Raw genomic sequence first — 23,579 nt, 5'->3', positions numbered from 1 at the left:
CTACATCCTCCTATCTATAAAAGAAATAAAATGACCTATTAAGAATACACTGTAAATAAATAAAATTCAATAGTTTTTTATATATTTATCTATAATATTTTTAAATAGTATTTTTATTGCAATTTCTCTTTAAATAAATAGAATATTTTACAGTTTATTAAAGGTTAGCTTACATTGAAAAATCTGGCCTTCTGACTGTTTTTCAATTCCTTCAATGTAACAAGTATTTTCATCCTCTAAATCATTATACTTATAGAAAAAAATCTTTTCTCCACATTTTGCTTCTTTAATAAAATTTAATTGGAGAGTTTCTATTCTCATATCTTTATATATCTCTAATGGAAAACAATCCTCAACCCATTCTATATACTTGGCATTATTAACATGAAGATTTAAATCTATATCATTGTATCTAACTTTCTTCTTTGCAACTAAAATTTTATCACATTTAGGGAATTTAATCTTTTCTAGTCTCTCATAAGGTTCAAAACGATTTTCTATAGCTGGAATATCTATAGGTAATTTACTTATTCTTTGAGGAAACATAGAATCTTCAGCCACTAATAAGTAAGCTGCATTAATGTCCCCTATATGATTTTCCTCTCCATCATAAATTCTAAAAGAACGAGTGAAAAACATTTTATCCACACCGCTAGGCCATGTCTCCACAATTACTTCATCATTCCAATTAACATATTTCTTCATCTTTATTTTTAATCTTGAAACTACCCAAAACAAGTTATGCTTTTTTAAATCTTCATATCCTACTCCCAAGAGTTCTGCATGTATACTTGAGGTTTCCTGCATATAATTGATTAATGAATGCATTTTTATCTTTGTGCTATAATCTGTTTCATTAAACTTAACCTTATAATTTTCTCTATGTATGTTTTTCATACCCATCACCTCTTGATTTATTCATAATTAAAAATATCATCTATTTTAAAATTACATCTAACATATAAATATTTCTTTAAGAAGAAATGTTAATAAATTATTTGTTATTAATTTTATTTCATTATAATTTTATAATGCTATAGTATATTTCTACAATAACATTATATTTAAATATAAACAATGAAAAATCCTTAAATAGTTATAGCTTTCTACAAAAAATAATTTGATACTCAAAATATTTCCTGTATACTATAAACTATATGTATTTTATACTGTGGAAGATTGGTATTAATGAACAAAGAAAAAAATAAGTACCTTATAGTTATTTCTTTTGATGCTCTATCTGCAAAAGATTATCATATAATTAAAGACTTACCTAACTTTAAAATGCTTTTAGAAGAAGGATCTTACATAAAGGAAGTAGAAACTATCTATCCTTCCTTAACCTATCCTGCACATACTACCATAATAACTGGAAAATATCCTTGTAATCATGGAATAATAAACAATACTTTACTACAACCAGGTAGATATTCTCCTGACTGGTATTGGTATAGAAATTATATTCAGGGAGATACTCTATATGATTTGGCGAAAAAAGAGAGGATGACCACCGCTGCACTTTTATGGCCTGTAACAGGAAAAGCAAATATTGATTATAATCTTCCTGAGATATTTGCCAATAGATGGTATGAAAATCAAATTCTAGTATCTCTTTTAAATGGAAGTCCAATGTTCTTATTAGATATAAATAATAAATTTGGAAAACTTAGAAAAGGACTATCTCAACCTGAATTAGATGATTTTGTATTAGCTTCTTCTAAATATTTAATAGAAAAAAAGAAACCAAATTTACTGCTAATACATTTCACAGATTTAGATACTCAAAGACATTACTATGGATATAATTCTAAAGAAGCAATTGATTCTATAAATCGTCATGAGCATAGATTAAGTGAAATTATAAACTCTTTAAAGAAAGCAGGAATTTATGAAGAAGCTACTATAGTTGTACTTGGTGACCATAGTGCTCTAGATGAAGATAAAATTATAAACATAAATGTAGAATTTAAAAATCAAGGACTTATAAATGTTGATAACACTGGAAAAATATTAAGTTATGATGCTTATCTAAAAAGTTGTGATGGCTCTGCGTATATATATTTAAAAGATAAAAATAACACTTCTATTAAGAAAAAAGTAGAAAAAATACTATTGGATATAAAAAATAATTATGATAATTGTATTGAGGAAATACTTTCTCAGGAAGAAGCAGAGAATTTGGGAGCAGATAGAAATTGTGACTTTATGATAGAAGCCAAAGAAGGTTATTACTTTTTAGAGAAAGTGGATGGAGAAATTGTAGAGACTGTAAATCATTCTTTAAGTTCTAATAGTACACATTATAACATTGCTTCTCATGGATATTCACCTAAAAAGAAAGATTACAGCACCATTTTTATGGCTTATGGAAAAGGAATTAAAAGTAAAGTTATCTTAGAAAAAGGACGTTTAATAGATGAAGGACCTACACTTGCTAAACTTTTAGGACTAGAGCTTATTAATTCAGATGGTGTACCAATTGAAGAAATTTTAGAATAAATACAAATAGAAAAGTGTGGATAAACCACACTTTTTTAACATCTACTTATTGGTCCGTATTTATGTTTATCAAGCCTTAATAATGCTTGTGTTAGTTCTTCTACATGTTCCTTCTCATCCATAATAATCTCGTACATTATACTCCTACCTTCTGGATCTGGAATTTTTCTTAATTGATCTTCATATAAAACTATTCCTTCAAGTTCCCCTTTTATCTCTTCTCTTAATTTATCTAAAATAAATCTTCCATCTTTCTTTCCATTCCATAGTCAATTCTAAGAGGTTCCAAATGCTTATATTTATTTTCATTTAAAATCCGTCTATACATATAATATTGCTCTTCATCTACTTTTCTAAGTAAGTTTAGAAGCTTTCCATAATGTTCTTTCTCTTCTTCTAAGATATGCTCAAGTATATTGTTTAGATCTTTGATGTTACTATAAGCAAGTATCTCGCTATAGTCATTGATAGCTACAAGCTCAGCAATCATAGCCTGCCTAAGTAAATTATCATAGCTATGAACCATTCCTTCAGGTTGCCTTACAGTTGTGTAACTTATAATCTATCCTCAATATATTGCTTCTAATTTTAACGTATCCATATAATTACAATTTATTACCGCTAAAGGCTAAAATATAAACTGTTGTCTTTTATAAAGAATCTTTATATATGCTATTTAATAAACTCTTATATAGTTTGATAATGCGTCCATAAGCTTTTCTTCATTTCTTAATGTAAGTTTTTTGAGATTAATATTAATCTCATCCTCGCTATCTTCAATCATTATTATCATCATATTATCTTTAATTTTAATTTTTTCAATTTTATCCATCTCTATACTCTTACTAAATATAGTTCCACTATTAACTATTATCTTTTTATTCCTTATACTTACATAGTTTATTCTACTTATATTAAAAAAATAGATAGCAAATATTAATGTTAGTATCACAAAAATAAGTAGCAATAAACTAAAACCTTTAAATACTTCTAATAATGAGTTACAATTAAAAACTAAAAATCCAAATATAAAGCTACTTATGACTGCTAAAAATAAAAAAATAATTGCAGTAATTGAATATGCACTTCTCTTCTTATACTTTAAATTATACTCGTTGATTTTTTCCATATATAATCCCTCCCATTAAATATTATACCATATTGTTCCATAATTTTTAAGTAATTGTACGAATATTTTAACTATTTAAATTATTTTATATATCATATAAATTAAGCTATATTTTAATTTGACGTTGAAAATTGATATATCATTAGAAATAGAGAGTATAAAGGAAATTAAAGATATATCTATAAGTTTTGCAATAAGACTTTTACTAATTTTGCAAACTGTACTATTTACAAAAGCAAGAAAACATAAAAAAATTCACTATATTCAAGGCATTAATGCTATAGATAGTAAATTAAAGAAGTAGACGTATAGAATTAATGTTACAATTAGCATATAGACAAACTATAATTTAATACACACTAAAATATTATGTACTAAATGTAATATAGATTAATATAAGGCTGGCTTATATTATTATATTAACCAAACATTTTCTGTATAAAAATAGTTGCGACAATAATCTGTATTTTATATATACTTTTCCTTGAAAGGAGGTTTTTATATGGATTGGCTAGAAAGAATGAATAGTGCATTGGACTATGTCGAGAGCAATCTAACAAATGAAATTGACATGAATATAGTGTCTCAAATGGCATTATGTTCATCTTATGATTTTCAAAAAATGTTCTCGTTTATAACTGAAATATCACTCGTTGAATATATAAGACGTAGAAGACTAACTCTTGCAGCCTTTGAAATTCAAAACAGTGATATAAAAATAATAGATGTTGCTTTAAAGTATGGTTATGAATCACCAGTTTCATTTACAAGAGCATTTCAGGCGTTGCATGGTATAGCGCCATCATTGGTGCGTGATGGTGGAGTTATACTTAAGGCCTATCCACGAATATCCTTTCAAATTTCTATTAAAGGAGATAGTGAGATGGAATACAGAAGGTTATAGTATCGCTCACATTCCAGAGCAAACCTATGCTATTTTTCCATCTAAAAGATTCCAATGGGATAAAGATTTAATGAAAATTCTAACCACACTGCAAAGAAGATTTTATACCGAATGGCTACCAACTTCAAACTACGAAAAAATTGAAGGTGCTGAATTTGAAATTTATGGTGGAACTCCTGAATATGGTTATGTTGAACTATGGTATTCAGTGGTAAAAAAATAGAATAACTAACTTATACTTTTAAAGTTTTTAATGAACATTTTTTTAAATATGAATCAAGGGAAGTAAACTTACTTCCCTTGATTATTTTTACTTATAACATATTCTTAAATGCTTCTAAAGCATTTGTATGTTCAATTAAAATTTTAATACCTATAAATATTAATATAATTCCACCTAATATCTCTGCTTTACTTTCTAAAACATTACCTAAACTTTTACCAGTTATGACTCCAAAGAAACAGGTTGCAAAAGTAATTATAGAAATCAAAGCAACTGCTAAAACTATATTTACACTTAAAAAAGCAAAGCTAACTCCTATTGCTAAAGCATCTATACTAGTAGCAATGGCAAGCAAAAGCATTACTTTCACAGTTAAGTCGTATTTAAGTTCATCTTCACCATTACCCTTTATGGCTTCATAAATCATTCTACCCCCTATTATAGATAACAATGTAAAAGCTATCCAGTGATCAAATTTTATTATATAGTCTGAAAAATTAACACCTAGTAACCATCCTATAAGTGGCATAAGCCCCTGAAATATACCAAAATAAGCACCTACCCTTATAGCGGTTTTTATTCTATGTCCTTTCTCCTTCATTCCAATGGTTAAAGATACTGCAAAAGCATCCATTGCTAAAGCTAATGACGTTAAAAAAATTGATATAATGCTCATGTTAACCCATTTCTCCTTCTAAAATTTTAATAATAATTTTCTAATAAAAATAAAAGACTTATGTATAGCACAAAAAATATTTTTTGTGCTATACATAAGTCTCACTATTTAATGCAAAGCCAGATGCAAAGCATCAGTATGTTGACCTTGAAACAGATTACTCTGCCAGCTACTCCCTTATGTTCCCTATATTTATCTATTAATTAATTATATAACAAACTAAACATATTGTAAAGTATTTAATGGAAATATCTTACATAAGATATATTTTATTCTTATTTTGTTCTCTTTATTTGAGATAACTCTTCTCTAAAAGTATCCTTTAATTCTCTAGAAATTTCTGCAAACTCTTCACTAGAGGAAGCTATCTCTTGTAATGACTCATTTTGTTCTGTAATAACTTTAGAACTTTGAAGAGATATCTTCTCGATATTCTCAATAGCATATAGCATTTCATTAGAAGAATGTTCTATATCATTTATAAGTTCTAAAAGCTTTCCTACTCCATTTACTCTATCTAAAAGATCCTTATCAGTTTTATCTATAAACTCTACAGTGCTTTGTACTATTTGTATTATGGCATCTATAGTTTCTTTAATTTCTTTAGTAGATTCTTGTGATACCTCTGCTAGTTTTCTAATTTCTTCTGCAACTACTGCAAATCCCTTGCCAGATTCACCAGCTCTAGCTGCCTCTATTGATGCATTTAGCGCTAATAGATTTGTTTGAGATGCAATTCCCTGTATTGTAATTAATATATCCATTATAAGTTCTGATTTACCTTTTAAATCATTTATTTTGTCTACAGACTTTTTCATAGAATTATTTATAGATTCTATATTGCTTTTAACTTCATTACCAAATTTAGTGCAAGCATCTGTTTTTTTATAGACCTCTTTAGCTTCATTTAAGCTATTCTTAGCCTCATTTAATACTTCATTCGATTGAATTTGTATATTGCCTGAAACTTTTGATATTTCTTTCATTGAATTAGCTATTTCAGAAGACACACTATTAATTTTTGACGAATTGCTATCTACAAAATTTATTAAATCTTCATATCTACTATTATTTTTAATTATCTCAACAGCACCTAATGGATTTCCCTCATCATCATACATTCCTGAATTTGATGCTAAAGTTGAAAATCTTTTTCCTTTTCTATCGACCATTTCTGCTAATGAGTCTTTAATGAAATTTTTGCTATAGACTGCTTTAGTAGTAGGACAATCTTTGCAAATTTCTGTATTAAAAATTTGTTTGCAAGTCATATTTTTTACTTCATTTTCTGTATATCCTGTTAGTTCCTCCATAGCTTTTGACCAGTATATTATATTATAATCCATATCTCTAATATAAAAAGGATCTGGTACCGCATCTCTTATAGCTCTTAACATATATACTTCTTTTTTTAACTCTTCTATTTCTTTATTCTTATCTTCTATTTCCTGTAATAGTCTTTTGTTCTTACCAAGCACTTAAATTCCCCCTTAAATTATTGTCATCATTAATTTATAAAGTAGTTTATAAACTAATATGAAATTCCGCATTTTTTTGTATTTTCCAATCCCCTATGAAATCATACCTACTTGAATTTATTTTCATTAGTTTTAAATTAGCAGCAAATTTATATACTAAAAATATTAGGTGTTAGACTTGTTCTCATACTTCGTTCTCCAAAATTGACATAACAATTAATGATTCATATTGATTATTACAAAGAAAACATTCTCTTAAAACACCCTCTTCAGTGAATCCTTCAGAATTATAAAGTTTTTTTGCTCTATAATTCTTATAAAAAACGTCTAGCCATAATCGATGTGCTTTTAATTTCCTAAAAGCAATATTTTTAATTAATCTTAGGGTTTCCCTTCCCAATCCTTTTCCTTTGTCACATATTACAAGTCTTTTAAGCTCAATGCTATGATTAGAACTTTTCAGCCCTGATATAATTACATATCCAACAGATTTATGTGTATTTTTATCTTCAACTATTAAATGCATAATATCCTCTTGTAGCAAAGCATTGAAATGCTCTTCTCGACTCCATTGAACTACATAATTAGCATTTTCATCTTCTCTCTCAGAATCAACCACAAAATCTAAATCACTTTCTTCAGTACATCTTAAAACTATAATATCAGATTTTTCAATAATTTGCTTCATATCTTTACCTCTCATAAATATACTTGAAAATTAAAAATTAATAATTAAGGATGAAATTCGCTAAGTGTGAATTTCTTACAATATAATTTATTCTTGAAAAACTCCATATAAAAACTAAAATTATGTATAAACTAGATTTCCATTATGGAATCCTATATTATACGTACCTAGTATAATAATAGTATATTTTACAATTATTATACTATATTTAATCTAGACTATATTGGGATATAAAATAAAATTTATATTAATATTTTTTAAAAATTGTACGACATTTGAAAAAGCTTTAGAATTATGGAATTCTAAAGCTTTCTTTTCTAATCTGGTTCAACATGAATCATACAATGTTTTACATCTTTTATAGTGTCTTCTATATTATCATGAACTAAATTTGCAATATGATGACCTTCTTCAACTGTTATACGTTTATCTACTTGTATCTCTATATCAACATAAATTTTATTTCCAAACTTTCTCGTTTTTAAATCATGTATCTTCTTTACTCCCTCAATAGAAGTAGCCACTTCTTTAATTTGTTTTATAACTTCTTCATCAGCGGATTGATCAACTAATTGATCAGTAGCTTTTAAATAAAACTCTACTCCAACCTTTATAAGTATCAGTGATACTATAATTCCAGCTACAGGATCTAAAAATTTAAAACCCATTCTTGCTCCAGCTATTCCTATAAGGGTACCTACAGAAGAAATAGCATCTGACCTATGGTGCCATGCATCTGCTTCCATTGCAATACTCTTTACTTTTCTTGCAGTTACAATTGTGTACCAATACATTCCTTCCTTAACAGCAATTGATGCTAAAGCAGCATACAATGCTATAGGCTTTGGAGTATCTAAATTTCCTGATAATAAAATTTGTATAGCATTATAAGCTAAAAATACTCCTGTCCCTGCTAATAATAAACTAACTATTTTTGAAATTTCAGGCTCAAATTTTTCATGACCATAAGGATGTTTTTCATCAGCATCTTTATTAGAGATTTTCAACCCTATAATAACAACTACTGTAGTTGCTATGTCTGAAAAGGTATGAATACCATCTGCTACCATTGCGCTACTTTTTCCTACAATTCCTGCTGCTACTTTAAATATTGCTAATACTGTGTTAATAATTACTGTAATAATTGATACTTTTGTCGCCTCTTCATAATTATTCATCCCAATTCCCCTTTCAATTGAAAATACATTACTCTGCTATTATATGCAACAAGCCCTTTTTTATCAACTCTTTTATTAAATTTTATATTCACAACTTTTATTATCAATTGATAATAACATTTAGTATTATTATCATTAAATACAACTTCATAATAAATCCATCGCAAAAGCTCTTCAAATAAAATTTTCTATGATTTTTATAAAGCTTTTTTAAAGTTTTTTTAAAGTTTTTTTAAAGTTTTTTTCCTAATTAAAAATATTTAATTTTATTATTCATAAACTTATATAAAAAAAGATAAGGCCTCAACCTTATCTTTTATAACAGCTGTTGTTAAATCTATAAATCTCCTTATTTTATCATTCTCATCATCATTATTAAATATTTCATCTACATCTTCATATTCAAAGATTTTTCCATAAAAATTATTTTATTAGCTATATTTTTTATAAAGTTTATTTGATGGATAACTATAATCTATGAACTATGTAAATTTATTAACATAACTAATCTATACTTTATAAATAATTCTTTATAGCTTCAATTGAAGACTCTACATTGCTCTCATTTAAAGTTAAATAAATGGGATTAACCCCTATACTTTCTAGGTTCTTTCTAAAAATTTCCATAAAAACACCTGGAGATTTAATCGTCGAAATATCCTTTAATATTTTAGAGAGATTTTCATTTCCACTTAATTCACCACTCCATTTTTTAGAAGAACAAGTATAATTAATTCCACAACTAGGACTTCCATCAATACCTAATACTAAAGCTATTTCATAGCCATTATTTTTATAATCTTCTATTTGATTAATAATAGGTTTTAATAAGCTTGTGCAATTTTCTCTAAAATATGGTGTATTAAACTGCTCTTTAACATGTCCCCATCTTTTAATTCCATAAAGATTAATTTCAGGACAAGGTAGCTGAATTATACCAAAATCTTTATTCATTAAAAACTCCACTACTTCTTTTACTGCCCCTTTATAATTGCATAATCCTTCAACCTTAGCATTTCCATTTAATATACAATGAGTAACCAAACAAATTTTCTTTGATCTTTTCATAAGACACCTCACTATTACATTATCATATCAACAATGATTATACATTTTGAAATAGTATTATTCTAATTCCACTTGATATAGATAAATGATTGTTTATTTAAAAATTCTATAATTTAAAAATAAATTTATTTTCAATTAATACTTTATACACTTAACAATTATCAATGAAAAATTTAAAGTTTATAAAATTAAAATTTATAGTTAAGAAACTATAGTTTATCTGAGAAACCCTTTTTAATTTTAATTATCTTTTTATAATCTATAGAATATGTCAACAATATTAATAAAAACAAAAGGAGCCAAATATGTTACATAATAATTTTTTAAAAAGATGGAATCCTTCAATCTTTCAAGGAAATTTAAATAAAAGAAATTATTTTGAAGGTTGGTATTTTAAACTGGTGTCAGAAGATGAGAAAAATGCTTTTGCATTTATTCCTGGAATATCCTTTGAAAAAAATAAAAAAAGTCACTGTTTTATTCAATTTATTAATGTTTCTACCGGAGAAAGTAAATATTTCACTTTTCCTATGTGGGATTTTTCTTATAGAGAAGATAGATTTGAAGTAAAAATAGCTAATAATATATTTTCTAAAGATTTTATAGATATTAAAATAAATGATGATAATCTTAAGGTAAAGGGCAAAGTTTATTTTCAAGACACAGTTCCTTTCCCTAGTAAAATACATAAACCCGGAATTATGGGATGGTACTCCTTTGTGCCTTTCATGGAATGCTATCATGGAGTAGTATCTATAACTCACAGCTTAAAAGGTAGCTTAATCATCAATGAGGAGCTTTATAATTTAAATAGTGGAAAAGGATATATTGAAAAAGATTGGGGAAAATCTTTTCCTTCTTCATGGATATGGTTACAATGTAATAATTTCAAAGGCAGTAATTCTTCCTTTATGCTTTCTATAGCTAAAATACCTTGGCTAAAAAATCATTTTATAGGCTTTCTAGGCTTTCTTTACATTGATGGAATACTATTAAACTTTGCAACTTATACAGGTGCAATTATAAAAGATATAACTATTATAAAAAATAAAATTTTTATAACCATAGAGGATAAAAATTTTAAAATTAATCTTTGTTCAATTAAAGAAGATGGGGTAGAATTAAAGGCACCTAGCAGTGGTAAGATGGAAAGAACTATAAGAGAAAGTTTAAACTCAAAGATACATATACAAGTATTTAATAAACAGTATAAAAAAATTTTCGACGATATAGGAACTACCGTAGGTCTTGAAATTAGTGGAGACTTAAAGAATTTAAAATAATAAGTCTATTTTAAATTACACTGTATTTAAAGAATATACTTCAGTTGATATTCACTCAAAGTCTTCTCATGTTATAACAAATATCCATCACATTTTCAATAATTATTTTATTTCAGATAACTATCAGATAACTAAAAGAAATTATTTTTCAACCTTCTAATATTCTAAAGTTATTAACATATATAACCACTTTAGAATATTTTTATTTATAATTAATAATCTCTACAACTCACTATTGATTATATATCAAAGCCCAATTAAAATTAATATAGAAAACAGTTAACAATTCACAATTATTGTTCCGGAGCATGCTGCACCTCAGAGGGAACCCTTATACAATTGAAAATTGACTATTGAGGATGGAGAATTATTGATACTTCTTCTTTATGGAAGAAGTTTTAGATTGATTTATTTTTTAAGTTACAAAGTTACTTTTATTAAAAATCTATTTAAGAAATTAGTTTGATTAAAACTAATTTCAACCTTAATTGTGAATTTTGAATTTTAAATTGTTCATTATTTTAAGTTGTGAATAAAAATGCTCAAAGGTGTATCTATAAATAGTTGTTAAATATTAATCTTTTATTGACAATATGTAGTTTATTACATAATATGAAAAAGTATGATTAAATAAAAATCATAGTTAATTTAACAAGTTTTTTTAAATTCTAATATTAAAGATTTCTAACTATCTTAAGCTTCTGTTTTTTTAATTATCTAACTATAAAATGAAACTTATAAATTACTATAATAAAAATAATGGAGGTGTTAAAATTGAGCCAAAAAACAGATTTGGTCAATGGCAATATTCTAAAATCACTTGTTTCCTTAGCAATTCCTATAATGGGAACTTCTTTTATCCAAATGGCATACAACATGACAGATATGATTTGGATTGGAAGAGTAGGCAGTCTCGCTGTAGCTGCAGTAGGTACTGCCGGTTTTTTTATATGGTTTGGTCAGTCTTTTATATTATTATCTAAAGCTGGCGCAGAAATTGGAGTTTCCCAAGCCTTAGGGAGAAATAATAATGATGATGCTAAAAGCGTTGCTACAAATGCTATTCAATTAAATATTATTCTAGCGATTTTATATGGATTATTCTTAATATTATTTAAATCTCCTTTGATAGGATTTTTTAAATTAAACAGTCCTGAAGTAGTTTCTATGGCAAAAACCTACTTATTTGTAGTTTCCTTAGGAATGGTATTTAATTTTATAAATCCAGTTTTGACAGGAATTTTTAATGGTAGTGGAAATAGTAAAGCACCTTTTAAAATAAATACTGTGGGACTTATATTTAACATGGTCTTCGATCCATTATTAATTTTTGGATTTGGTCCTATACCAGAAATGGGAGTCTTAGGTGCTGCATTAGCTACTGTACTAGCTCAGTTTGTAGTTACAATGTTATTTTTAAGGGAAATGAAAAAAGAAAACCTTGAGTTATTTAAAATAAACATATTTAAAAAATTTGATAAAAAATACTTATCTAAAATAGTTAAATTAGGACTTCCTGTTGCATTACAAAATGGATTATTTTCTTCTTTTGCCATGATAATAGGAAGAATTATTGCTGTTCATGGAGATACCGCTGTTGCAGTTCAAAAAGTAGGTTCGCAAATTGAGGCTATATCTTGGATGACCGCAGGAGGATTTTCTACTGCACTAAGTGCCTTTGTAGGACAAAACTATGGTGCAAGAAAACATGAACGTATATTTAAAGGATACTTTATTGCTATTGGAGTAGTTAGTATAGTAGGAATATTTGCTACTGCACTATTAATTTTTGGTGCTAGACCAATATTCTCATACTTTATTCCTGAAGAAGAAGCTATTAAAATGGGAATAGTATATTTGAAAATTTTAGGAGTTTCTCAACTATTTATGTGTTTAGAAATTACCACTACTGGTGCCTTTAATGGTTTTGGTAAAACCGCCTTTCCTGCTCTAATAAGTATCATATTTACAGGACTTCGTGTACCTGCAGCTATGATATTATCAAAACCTGAGATGTTAGGTTTAAATGGAGTTTGGTGGAGCATAAGTATTAGCAGCATAATTAAAGGAATCTTATTGCCTTCTTTATTTATGTTACTAATTGTAAATAATAAAAAATTTAGAGCTTCTCTAATTGAAGATAGCTTAAACAATGGTAAAAGTGCCTAAGGAATTTAGGCACTTTTATTTATTCATATATACTATTTTGAAATTAATATATAGGTATACCACTCCTAAATTTAATATATACACTCATAAAATTGTGTTAACAAATTGTTTTAGATTATATTTATGTAATTGATAATTGACGATTGACAATGGACAATTATGGATACTTCTCTCAAGAGAAGTTTTGAATCTATTCCCTTTAAAAGTGATAAAGTCACTTTTATTAAGAATCTATTAAAGAAATTAGTTTGATTAAAACTAATTTCCACCATAATTCTCAATTGTCCATTCTCAATTCTCCATTGATAAATTTGTAAATTAAAATATTTAAAGGTAGCCATATTTAGCTATAAATTAAACTTTAAAGTAGTTTATCTATATAATGTATCTCTCCAAGCTTTTAAAAAACTCACCAATTCTTCCTTATTAGGACTTTTGCCTTCTCTTACATAATAGCCTGAAACTGCTGTTCCTAACAGTAAAGATAACTGAATGGATAAATCTAATAGTTGTCCAAAACAAAAGCCTGCATTAAAATTATCTCCTGCCCCTGTAGTTATTTTAGGATTTTCTGTAAATGGCCCTAGTGTATGATAATAAATTCCATTGCAATATGATAAAGCTTCATCTACAGGATGAACTACTATTGCATAAACATCAATTTTTTCACTTATTTCTTTACATGTTTTCTTTAAATCCATATTGGTATAATTTTTTTCACTTATAGAAGATAATTTTAAAACCTTTGCCATATCAAAGCATTCTTTTTTATTAAGACCTAATATAGCTTTAAATTTTAAATTAAAATTAGAAATTAATTTTAGCACTTTTATTACGTCTTCTTCTGTTCTTTTTTCAATATCTGCCAAATCAAAAAATACAAACTTATCTGTTGATTTTATGTAAGGATTTATTTCAGAAATCATATTTTCAAAAATTTCATTCATATATGGAAGTGTAGTCCAATTTACCATAGCTAAGAGCTTACACTCTTCTACAAGTTCTCTAAAAGGTGAAACCCCTATCTTTTTATCAATAAGACTCCAATTTATCTCTTTCATGGAGTTTTGCTTAGAAGTTATTAACTTTCCATCTTCAAATTCATAGGCTTCAGTATAACTAGGATCACAAATAGATATGACTCTACAGTTTTTTACCATATCCCTAAAAACTTCGTGTATATCATCTTCACCTAATGCTCCTATGTAAGTTAAATCAAGTCCTAGATTTATAAGTGTATCACACATTATAGGTCCATTTCCTCCTAACTTAATCTTAAGAGGAACCTTTTCTATATTAGTACTTAGCCCTGCTGCTTTTGCTATTCTTTCTCCAAATGATTTTAATGTTTTAATTCTTTCATACTCATCTGGGCTTTTTCTAATGTCTACAGCATGAACAAGTTCATCTACAAAACCATCGAACCCTACTACAGCTTTACATTTAATATTAGAGTTTTCAACCTTCTCAATAAGTTCTGTTATATTTTTAAATAATTCCTCCAAAGTTCCCCTCCTAAATATATTAAAATTTTGAAACAAATTTATTCCCTTTTATATAAAATCTATACAAGTAATCTTTTGCCTCTTCTGCATAGTCAATTCCTATTCTTTTACACTCAACTATTTCAAAATTATCAATATTACTATCTTCAATATATAATTTTTCACCACATAAATCTTCTCCATTTAGTTCTCTATTAATTTTTAAAGAATTACAAAGCTTTGCCGGACCATTTGTAAGATTTTTTATTTGTGCTTTCGTTAATTCATCGTACTCTTTATTAAATCTATTTCTACTCATTAACTCTAATCCTTCTACTGGTTCTAGTGCTCTAACAAGTACAGCTTGAGGTGTTTCAACTTCCGCCGCTACTACATTAAAACAATAGTATAGCCCATAAATAAAATAAACATATGCATAGCCACATTCTCCATACATAACCTCTACTCTTTCTGTTCTTCTTCCTCCATAAACATGTGCGGCCTTATCTATAACTCCCATATAAGCCTCACACTCTACTATAATTCCTGAAATTCTTTTTCCTTCTATTTCATGTACTAATTTTTTCCCTAATAACTTCTTAGCCAAAGTAATTGAATCACATCTATAAAAACTTCTATCCAGTTTCAAATCTAGTCTACCCCTTTCCTAATATATTACATTAATTATTATATCCCTTTACTATAAATAAACCCATAAAAATTTTCAATTCACAGTACACAACTCACAATTATAGATATTTCTCAGTATTAAATTCCACCCCTTCAACAATTGAAAATTGACAATGGACTATGGACAATTGTGGAAATTTCTCAGCTACCACTGAGAAATTTAAAATTGATTCTGTAGCGGTGAACAGTGTTCGACACATAACTAGTAGTTATATTGCTAATCAAAAAAATCTATTAAAAAATTATTTTGCTAAAAAATAATTTCCACCTTAATTGTGAATTGAATAAAATAAGTGTACGTTCTATGACTATAGAGATCAAATTTTAAAGTGATATGTCTATAAAAATAATAACCCTAAAATAATCATTTAATACTTTGACCATGATTACTTTAGGGTTTACCATTTTAAATCTTAACTATAATATAGTTTTTAATGCTCTATCTAAATCTAAAATTATATCTTCAACATCTTCAAGTCCTACAGCTAAACGTACTAAGTTATCTTTAATTCCAGCTTCTAGTCTTTCTTCAGGAGCATATGGTGAATGAGTCATTGATGCAGGGTGTTGAATTAAAGTTTCTGCATCTCCAAGACTTACTGCTAAACTGCAAAGCTTAGTATTGTTTATCATTTTTTTACCTTCTTCTACTCCTCCTTTTATTTCAAAAGCAATTATTGCACCTGGTAATGACATCTGTTTTTGTGCTAGTTCATATTGTGGAAAACTTTCAAGTCCTGGATAATATACTTTTTCAACTGCTTTATGATTTTCTAAGAATTCCGCTACCTTCATAGCATTATCACAGTGTTTTTCCATTCTAAGCGGAAGTGTTTTCATCCCTCTTATAACTAAAAAAGCATCAAATGGGCCCATACTAGAGCCTGTCATATCTTTAACTCCAAATAATCTTACTTGTTGTATAAACTCACTCGAACCTATTACAAATCCACATACTACATCTCCATGGCCATTTAAAAATTTTGTACCTGAATGTATAACTACATCAGCACCTAATTCCAATGGCCTTTGGATATATGGTGTACAAAAAGTATTATCTACCATTACTAAACAATTTTCATTTTCATGAGCAATTTTACATATAGCTTCTATATCTGATAAATCTAAATTTGGATTTGCTGGACTTTCTAAATAAACCACTCTAGTATTTTCTCTCATAGCATCTTTCACATTTTGTGGATTTTTTGTATCAACGAAAGTAATTTCTACTCCGAATCTAGTTAATCCATGGCTTAGATATGCAAAGGTACATCCATAAAGAGTTTTTGATGCTACAATATGATCTCCTGCTTTTAAAGCTGTCCATAATGCTGCAGAAACCGCTCCCATACCAGAACTCATTGACATAGCAGCTTCTCCACCTTCAAGTATTGCTAACTTTTCTTCTAAAACACTATTAGTAGGGTTACCTAATCTACTATATATATATCCTTCTTCTTCTAAAGCAAATCTATTTCCACCTTGCTCTGCTGAATCAAAAACAAAAGTAGAACTTTGGTATATTGGAGTAGCTAATGCACCGTATTCATTTTTTTTAGCCCCACCATGTATAGCTTTTGTCGAAAACCCCATTTGCTTTAATTGCCCTTTATTCATATGTATACCCCCTTAATATTTATATGGTATCTTCACAGAATAATATTAAAGCAATTATCATGCCACAGGATAAAAAGCCTTTGAATTGTTAATAATCTAACTATTTCACCTAATAATCTTAATATTAAACTATTTTATAATAACCAAATGGAACTTTTTCAAACCAATAATGGTAAATATTTTTTACATATGGTTAATTTTATTTCCATTTTATATTATATTTATTTATCTTATTTATAATAGTAGTATGGGTGACCCCTAATGCTTTTGCAGTTTTTCTAAGACTTTTATTTTTTTGCAACGCTTCAATTATTGATGCCTTTTCTACCTTCTCTATACTTTCTTTTAAAGTTAAACATTTATCATCTTCTCTTGGTTCTCTATTAAAATTATGCGGATTTATATCTAACATTAAACTATCTATAGTTAGAATGTTAGAAGAGGATAAATTCATAGCTCTTTCAACAATATTTTTAAGCTCTCTAATATTCCCAGGCCAATGGTATTCTAATAATTTATTCATAAATCCTATATCTACACCTACTATATTTTTATTCAAAGATAGATTCAATTCTTCAATAAAATAATTTACAAGGCTAGGTATATCCTCACTTCTATCTCTTAAAGGTGGTATGTATAATGGAATTACATTTAATCTATAATATAAGTCCTCTCTAAAACTTTTCTTCTTGATCATTTCTTCTAAATTTCTATTGGTAGCTCCTATTATTCTTACATCTACTTTTTCTTCCCTACTGCTTCCTATTTTCCTTACTACAGAATTTTGTAATACTCTTAAAAGCTTTGCTTGAAGAACCATTGATAACTCTCCTATTTCATCTAAAAATAATGTTCCTCCATTAGCTTCTTTAATAAGTCCATCTTTACCACTATTTAAAGCACCAGTAAAACTTCCTTTTTCATACCCAAAAAGTTCACTTTCAATTAAACTATCTGGTAATGCTGCACAATTTATTGCTATAAAAGGTTTGTCCATTCTAGGGCTTAGGTTATGTATGGCTTTTGCAAAAAGCTCTTTTCCCGTGCCACTTTCTCCTCTAATTAATATGGTAGAACTTCCCTTAGCTACTGTATGTGCAATTTTTTTAGTTCTTTCAATAACAATGCTATTTCCGACAATTTCATTAAATGCACCTTCCTTTGTATAAGATACTACTTTGGCCATCTCTATAGCCTTTTTCATATCTCTTATAGATGACACCCATCCTAATGTATTTCCATTATCATCTTTTATATGTCTTCCTGTAGCAATATAATGGCTATTTCCCCTTTCATTTTTGCTAATAAACTCTAAATTAGTATAATCCTTTCCACTTTTAACAAGATTTATTATAGGTGCATCTTCTTTTATTATGGTTCGAACATCTTTACCTATAACTTCTTCTCTTTTATAATGAAAGATTTTTTCACAATAACGATTAAATGTTTCTATTTGAAAATTTTTATTTACTGCCATAATACCATCATCTACAGAATCTATAAGTGCTAAAAGTTTTCTTTCACTTGCTTCGTAAGTTAATAGCTCTACTTCATTTACACTCTTAACTTCATCCATAGAAGTTATATCTTCCATTAAAGATAATTTTTTATATTCACTAATTTTTTCAATTTTAATATATATCTTCTTTGGAAACACCTCAATAGATATAAGATTTATATTAGAATTATACAGTTTTTCTAATATTTGAAGAGTTATACCTATTTTATCTTCTGTTATGATTTTAAATCTAATATATCTATTCATAACTCTCTCCCTCAAACTACTTTTAAATCAAAGAAATCGATTTGATACTTCTCTTATAAAAGAGAAGTATCAATAATTCTCCATCGTCAATTGTCAACTTTCAATTATGTACAACGTTTCTTATCCTATATTATAATATAGATTTTCAGTCTAAAACCTTATTTGATTGCAATTTTATAGAAACCTTAGTAGCTTTCAGGTATTTTTAAGATCCCTACACTTTTTCTAATTACATCTTCCTACAACTAACTTTTATTTATTTTATAAATCATTATATCTTATAAGCTTTCTATAATTAAAACTTATTTCCATGTATTTTTGTAACTCAAGCAATCAAATTATTCAATTTTCTTATGAAATTCATAATATTTAACAAATATTTTACAAGAATTTAAAATTTAACAGTTATTTGTTCAAATTTTCTCTATTTACTCACTTTATCTTAAATGTTATAATGAAGAAAATAATAACTATATAAATTTAGTTAGTTATCAACTTCAACTGCTATAATTAATCAGTAAAATGTAGTAATAAATTTAGCAAGTAATCGATATTTTAGTTAGTAGCAAGCATCGCCCTAATCACAGCTAATTGTATAACCCAAAATAGTTTAGTATTTTATTTGTTTGAAAGCATAACATTATTTTTAATGATATAAACTTAGCAATTACATTGCAACAGCCCAATCTATAGCAGTTGAAGTGATTTCTCTAAAAAATAAAGCCCTACAATTTTTGTAGGGCTTTTTGCTTTTTTAATAAATATTTATGAATTTATATTTCTATAATATAATGTAGCTAATTATAAACTGTAATTATTACTAATCTTGCTTTTTAGTTTTTAAATATATAATTTTTTATTTTTTATCTGATCCTAAAAAATATGCTAATATAATTCCTACTATCATAGCTACTATAGCTATAATTCCATCTATATTAAGAGTAAATCCAGGATAAATTGAAAATACAGAACCAATTACAAGTCCTAATATTGCAAAATATGTAGGTTGAGGGAATCTACTTAATAACTTATCAATAACCTTAGTCGTAAATATTAATCCTATTATTGCTCCTAATCCTATTGGAATTAAAAGAGGAATATTAAATTCTGCCACTGCAGTTATAGCTGTTGTATATAATCCTATTAAGAGTAGTATAAAAGAACCACTTATTCCTGGTACAACCATTGCTGAGGCTCCTATTATTCCTGCTAATAATAGTTGAATAAATGAATTAACAGTTAAGTCTCTAATAACTGTTGCATTGGCTTCTGGTGGCATTATTATAGACAAAGCTATTAAAACTCCAAAAGTTATTACAAATGGAATTATGCTAGATGTTTTAAATTTAGACTCTAACGCTTTTTTTCTTATCATAGGAATACTTCCTAATATAAGTCCTATAAAGAAAAAATTTGTAGGTATAGGTTTATTCTCTAATAAAGTTTTAATTAATTTACTAAAAAGCACAATACCTGTGCCTGCACCAATACCTATTGGCAATAGAAATATTAAATTTTTCTTCCAATCCTTTAAAATTCCACTTACAGAGGATATAAGCTTATCGTATATATTTAATACTACAGCCATTGTGCCTCCACTAACACCTGGAATGATATTAGCAATACCTATAACCATTCCTTTAAAGAAGTTTATTAAATTCTCCATCTTAAATCTCTCCTTATTTCTGAGACTAATCTTTAAAGTCGTATTTATAATGTTAACAGATATATTATAAAATAGCTTGCTTATAAAAGCACTAGTTATTTGGTATTTTAATAAGTTTATAATATTTCTTTCAATAAAATATATGAAAATCTATAATAAATTTCTTTATTCTAAATTTAAAATAAACCTTTTGTTTATTTGTTGTACTATTAATCGTTTATTGTTCACAGATTATACATAAAAATTATTTTAAATTTTCTTAATATAAACACTTTTTAAAACAAATAAAAAAACATGTATAGGTTATCATGATGATGAAAGTTAATTTATAGGGGGTTAAACTTATGGCAAATCAAAACAATTCTAAAGAAAAAGCACCTAGTTTTAGAGCTGCATTATTTGTAATATTCTTTCTTTGCGCCGCTATGGCAGTACAAATTTTTGTATTAAAACAACCGTACGCAACACATATTACATTAATTTTAGCAACGGTAGTTGCTGCAATAGTTGCACTTATGTCTGGATTTACTTGGAGTGATGTTGAAAAAGGAATACTTTATGGCTGTGAGATTGCAATGATTCCTATGCTTATACTAATGCTTGTGGGAGTCCTTATAGCATCTTGGATACCTGCTGGTACAATTCCTACATTAATTTATTATGGACTTAAATTAATTTCGCCTAAATATTTCTTACTAACTGCCGCATTTATCTGTGCAGTTGCTTCGGTGTCAACTGGAAGTAGTTATACTACAGGTGCTACCTTCGGAGTTGCCTTTATGGGAATTAGTATGGGACTTAATATTCCACCTGAGCTAACTGCTGGTGCAATTATAACTGGTTCTATATTTGGTGATAAAATGTCTCCACTTTCAGACTCAACTAACCTTTCTGCTGGGGTTGGTGAGGCAAATTTATTTGATCATGTAAAAAGTATGATTTATACTACTGGTCCAGCATTTATACTCTCATTAATACTTTATGGAGTATTAGGTTTAAAATTTAAGAGTACATCAATTGATACAAGTCAAATAGATATTATGTTAAATGGATTAAAAGATAATTATTGGATTAGTCCTGCAACTATAATTCCACCTATTGTAGTAGTTATCTTAGCAGTAAAAAAAGTCTCTGGTCTTGCAGTTATGGTTATTGCCTCCTTAGTTGGATTATTATTTGCAGTGTTATTTCAAGGATATGGTGTTGGAGAAATGCTTTCTTTTATGAATGATGGATTTGTTTCTAGCACAGGTATTGCAGAAATCGATGCTCTACTTAGTCGTGGTGGACTTCAAAGTATGATGTGGACAATTTCTCTTGGCTTTTTAGCATTAAGTCTTGGTGGAGTTCTAGAGAAAACTAAAGTATTAGAAGTTATATTAGAGAAAATTTCTAAAATTGTAAGTACTCAAAAGGGACTTATAACTACACACGTTTTATCTGGTATAGCAGTTAACATATTCTCAGCTAGTCAATATATGGGCATTATTATTCCTGGTAGAATGTTAGTTCCAGCTTACAAAAAACTAAATTTACTTCCACAAGTTTGTTCAAGAACTTGTGAGGACTCTGCTACAGTAACTTCTCCATTAGTTCCATGGGGATTATGTGGTGTTTATTTTACAGGAGTATTAGGAGTTCCAACTCTTTCTTATGCACCTTATGTATTTTTAGCGTATTTAACACCTCTAATAGCTATAATTTATGCTTATACTGATAAGTTCATGTTCAAGGAAGGAGATATTAAATCTTTAAGTAGCTATAAAAATAATAACTTAGAATTAAAATAAGGAGAATACTAATGAATAAAACTAATTACATTAATAAGGAATCAGTAATAAGTCTATTATCAAAACTTGTTGAAATACCTAGTCCTTATTTTCACGAAAAAGAAATTATGAATTTTACTTATGAGTGGTTAAAACATAGAAATCTAAATCCTAAATTTCATCATTATATAGAAAATAACGTAACAAAATTTCAAGGAGTAAATATTGTAGGAAGCTTAAAAGGCAATTCAAAAGGACCTTGCATATATTTAAATGCTCATTTAGATACGGTTAATCTTTGCAATGGTTGGACTTATGATGGATTAAAAGCAACTATTGAAGATAATAAGCTTTATGGTTTAGGTACTTTAGATATGAAATCCGGTGCAGTAGCTATAATGCTTGCATTAGAAGCTTTTAAAAATTTAGTAAATGATTTTAAAGGTGAAATAATATATTCCTTTGTTTCTGATGAAGAAGGCCCTTATGGATTAGGTACTAACGCAGTAATTGAAGATGGAATTGCCAAAAATGCTGATGTGGCAATAGTTACTGAACCTAGTAGTGGCTTTTGCTCTAAACCTTTTCCTTGCCTATGTTTAGGTGCTAGAGGTGGTTATAATTATACTGTTAACCTTCATGGTAAATCTGCTCATGCAGCTAATCCTGATAAAGGTATAAATGCTGCTGTAGAAGCAGCTAAAGTTATGCTTGAGCTTGAGAAATCAAATTTAATTGAAGATGATAAATTAGGAAAAGGTTCAATATGTGTCATTTCTACAGAAGGTGGTGGACAAGCATGTAGTGTACCAGACACTTCTTCCTTTACAGTTTTTAGACATATTGTAAGGGGCGAAAATGAAGAAACTATAAAAAATGAATTATTTGAAGCTGTAAAAAAAGCTAACATAAACTCAAAAGTAGAATTTAATTTTAGGGAAGCTCCTAGTGAAGGAACTAGAGGATTTATGCCTTATACTGTAGATGAAAATAACATCTATGTTCAAAATTTCATAAAATCTATTGAAAGTTGCTGTGGTAAAAGTCCTCATATCGCTTATTTTTCAAGCATAGGTGACTTTAATTATATAGGTTCAAGATTGAATATTCCTACCCTGATTTTTGGTGCTGATGGAGAAAACTATCATACAGCTAACGAATTTGTATATATTAATTCAGTTATTGATACAGCACTTTCAATTTTTGACTTTTTAATAAATAGTCTTTCTATTTAAGTAGAGAAACCTCCTATAGTTTCTATAGGAGGTTTCTCTACTTAAATATTAATATAAT

General features: G+C 27.7%; 21 protein-coding genes. 8 read left to right on the top strand and 13 right to left on the bottom strand.

Annotated features, from left to right (window positions below):
• Window positions 1-147 precede the first annotated feature (147 nt).
• Complete coding sequence (locus tag ACY1IQ_RS09020; RefSeq protein ID WP_461613629.1) at window positions 148-897, bottom strand: acyl-[acyl-carrier-protein] thioesterase; 750 nt, start codon at window positions 895-897, stop codon at window positions 148-150.
• 291 nt (window positions 898-1,188) lie between these two features.
• Here ACY1IQ_RS09020 and ACY1IQ_RS09015 point away from each other — a divergent pair, with 291 nt between their 5' ends.
• Window positions 1,189-2,499 (top strand): alkaline phosphatase family protein, encoded by a 1,311-nt coding sequence (locus ACY1IQ_RS09015; protein ID WP_461613628.1) that lies wholly within the window; start codon window positions 1,189-1,191, stop codon window positions 2,497-2,499.
• 232 nt (window positions 2,500-2,731) lie between these two features.
• On the opposite strand, the gene ACY1IQ_RS09010 is transcribed toward ACY1IQ_RS09015, so the two are convergent.
• Together ACY1IQ_RS09010 and ACY1IQ_RS09005 are read right to left on the bottom strand one after the other, a co-directional pair.
• Window positions 2,732-3,025 carry a hypothetical protein gene (locus tag ACY1IQ_RS09010; RefSeq protein ID WP_461613627.1) on the bottom strand — a complete coding sequence of 98 codons (294 nt, stop codon included), beginning with the start codon at window positions 3,023-3,025 and terminating at the stop codon, window positions 2,732-2,734.
• 150 nt (window positions 3,026-3,175) lie between these two features.
• Entirely contained in the window at window positions 3,176-3,628 is a 453-nt protein-coding gene (locus ACY1IQ_RS09005) for a hypothetical protein (protein ID WP_461613626.1), read from the bottom strand.
• Between the two features lie 124 nt (window positions 3,629-3,752).
• Between ACY1IQ_RS09005 and ACY1IQ_RS09000 the strand changes: the two genes are divergently transcribed.
• The 3 genes from ACY1IQ_RS09000 (at window position 3,753) to ACY1IQ_RS08990 (ending at window position 4,755) form a co-directional block, all read left to right on the top strand.
• Window positions 3,753-3,932, top strand: a complete 180-nt coding sequence (locus ACY1IQ_RS09000; RefSeq protein ID WP_461613625.1) for a hypothetical protein — start codon at window positions 3,753-3,755, stop codon at window positions 3,930-3,932.
• A 198-nt stretch (window positions 3,933-4,130) separates the two neighbouring features.
• A complete protein-coding gene (locus ACY1IQ_RS08995; RefSeq protein WP_461613624.1) occupies window positions 4,131-4,532 on the top strand; it encodes a helix-turn-helix transcriptional regulator in 402 nt (133 codons plus the stop codon).
• A complete protein-coding gene (locus ACY1IQ_RS08990) occupies window positions 4,507-4,755 on the top strand; it encodes a GyrI-like domain-containing protein (RefSeq protein WP_461613623.1) in 249 nt (82 codons plus the stop codon). Before ACY1IQ_RS08995 ends, ACY1IQ_RS08990 begins: the two co-directional genes overlap by 26 nt.
• Window positions 4,756-4,846: 91 nt before the next feature.
• Here the strand turns inward: ACY1IQ_RS08990 and ACY1IQ_RS08985 are convergent, their stop codons facing one another.
• From ACY1IQ_RS08985 to ACY1IQ_RS08965, 5 genes are all read right to left on the bottom strand, one after another.
• Window positions 4,847-5,431 carry a manganese efflux pump MntP gene (locus ACY1IQ_RS08985; protein ID WP_461613622.1) on the bottom strand — a complete coding sequence of 195 codons (585 nt, stop codon included), beginning with the start codon at window positions 5,429-5,431 and terminating at the stop codon, window positions 4,847-4,849.
• A gap of 275 nt (window positions 5,432-5,706) precedes the next feature.
• Window positions 5,707-6,909 (bottom strand): methyl-accepting chemotaxis protein, encoded by a 1,203-nt coding sequence (locus tag ACY1IQ_RS08980; protein ID WP_461613621.1) that lies wholly within the window; start codon window positions 6,907-6,909, stop codon window positions 5,707-5,709.
• Window positions 6,910-7,093: 184 nt separating this feature from the next.
• Window positions 7,094-7,597 carry a GNAT family N-acetyltransferase gene (locus ACY1IQ_RS08975; RefSeq protein ID WP_461613620.1) on the bottom strand — a complete coding sequence of 168 codons (504 nt, stop codon included), beginning with the start codon at window positions 7,595-7,597 and terminating at the stop codon, window positions 7,094-7,096.
• Window positions 7,598-7,914: 317 nt separating this feature from the next.
• Complete coding sequence (locus ACY1IQ_RS08970) at window positions 7,915-8,775, bottom strand: cation diffusion facilitator family transporter (RefSeq protein ID WP_461613619.1); 861 nt, start codon at window positions 8,773-8,775, stop codon at window positions 7,915-7,917.
• A 516-nt stretch (window positions 8,776-9,291) separates the two neighbouring features.
• A complete protein-coding gene (locus ACY1IQ_RS08965; RefSeq protein ID WP_461613618.1) occupies window positions 9,292-9,843 on the bottom strand; it encodes a CD3072 family TudS-related putative desulfidase in 552 nt (183 codons plus the stop codon).
• 305 nt (window positions 9,844-10,148) lie between these two features.
• On the opposite strand from ACY1IQ_RS08965, the gene ACY1IQ_RS08960 reads away from it, so the two are divergent.
• Window positions 10,149-11,126, top strand: a complete 978-nt coding sequence (locus ACY1IQ_RS08960; RefSeq protein WP_461613617.1) for a tocopherol cyclase family protein — start codon at window positions 10,149-10,151, stop codon at window positions 11,124-11,126.
• Between the two features lie 774 nt (window positions 11,127-11,900).
• The gene (locus ACY1IQ_RS08955) at window positions 11,901-13,295 is read left to right on the top strand and encodes an MATE family efflux transporter (RefSeq protein ID WP_461613616.1); all 1,395 of its coding nucleotides are present in this window, start codon (window positions 11,901-11,903) and stop codon (window positions 13,293-13,295) included.
• A gap of 371 nt (window positions 13,296-13,666) precedes the next feature.
• On the opposite strand, the gene ACY1IQ_RS08950 is transcribed toward ACY1IQ_RS08955, so the two are convergent.
• From ACY1IQ_RS08950 to ACY1IQ_RS08930, 5 genes are all read right to left on the bottom strand, one after another.
• On the bottom strand, window positions 13,667-14,800 hold the full coding sequence (locus ACY1IQ_RS08950; protein ID WP_461613615.1) for a hypothetical protein: 1,134 nt from the start codon (window positions 14,798-14,800) through the stop codon (window positions 13,667-13,669).
• Between the two features lie 19 nt (window positions 14,801-14,819).
• Window positions 14,820-15,428, bottom strand: a complete 609-nt coding sequence (locus tag ACY1IQ_RS08945; RefSeq protein WP_461613614.1) for a DNA-3-methyladenine glycosylase — start codon at window positions 15,426-15,428, stop codon at window positions 14,820-14,822.
• A gap of 458 nt (window positions 15,429-15,886) precedes the next feature.
• Window positions 15,887-17,086, bottom strand: coding sequence for a methionine gamma-lyase (gene megL, locus ACY1IQ_RS08940; RefSeq protein ID WP_461613613.1), 1,200 nt, complete (start codon window positions 17,084-17,086; stop codon window positions 15,887-15,889).
• Between the two features lie 199 nt (window positions 17,087-17,285).
• Window positions 17,286-18,851 carry a sigma 54-interacting transcriptional regulator gene (locus ACY1IQ_RS08935; protein WP_461613612.1) on the bottom strand — a complete coding sequence of 522 codons (1,566 nt, stop codon included), beginning with the start codon at window positions 18,849-18,851 and terminating at the stop codon, window positions 17,286-17,288.
• An 856-nt stretch (window positions 18,852-19,707) separates the two neighbouring features.
• Window positions 19,708-20,517, bottom strand: a complete 810-nt coding sequence (locus ACY1IQ_RS08930) for a DUF368 domain-containing protein (RefSeq protein ID WP_461613611.1) — start codon at window positions 20,515-20,517, stop codon at window positions 19,708-19,710.
• A 344-nt stretch (window positions 20,518-20,861) separates the two neighbouring features.
• Here ACY1IQ_RS08930 and nhaC point away from each other — a divergent pair, with 344 nt between their 5' ends.
• Window positions 20,862-22,307 (top strand): Na+/H+ antiporter NhaC, encoded by a 1,446-nt coding sequence (gene nhaC / locus ACY1IQ_RS08925; RefSeq protein WP_461613610.1) that lies wholly within the window; start codon window positions 20,862-20,864, stop codon window positions 22,305-22,307.
• Window positions 22,308-22,318: 11 nt separating this feature from the next.
• Window positions 22,319-23,521, top strand: a complete 1,203-nt coding sequence (locus tag ACY1IQ_RS08920; protein ID WP_461613609.1) for a M20 family metallopeptidase — start codon at window positions 22,319-22,321, stop codon at window positions 23,519-23,521.
• Window positions 23,522-23,579 lie beyond the last annotated feature (58 nt).

Source organism: Clostridium sp. Marseille-QA1073 (genome assembly GCF_054863625.1).
Note: the sequence above shows the minus strand (reverse complement) of the source record. Positions and strands in the feature narration are given on the sequence as shown.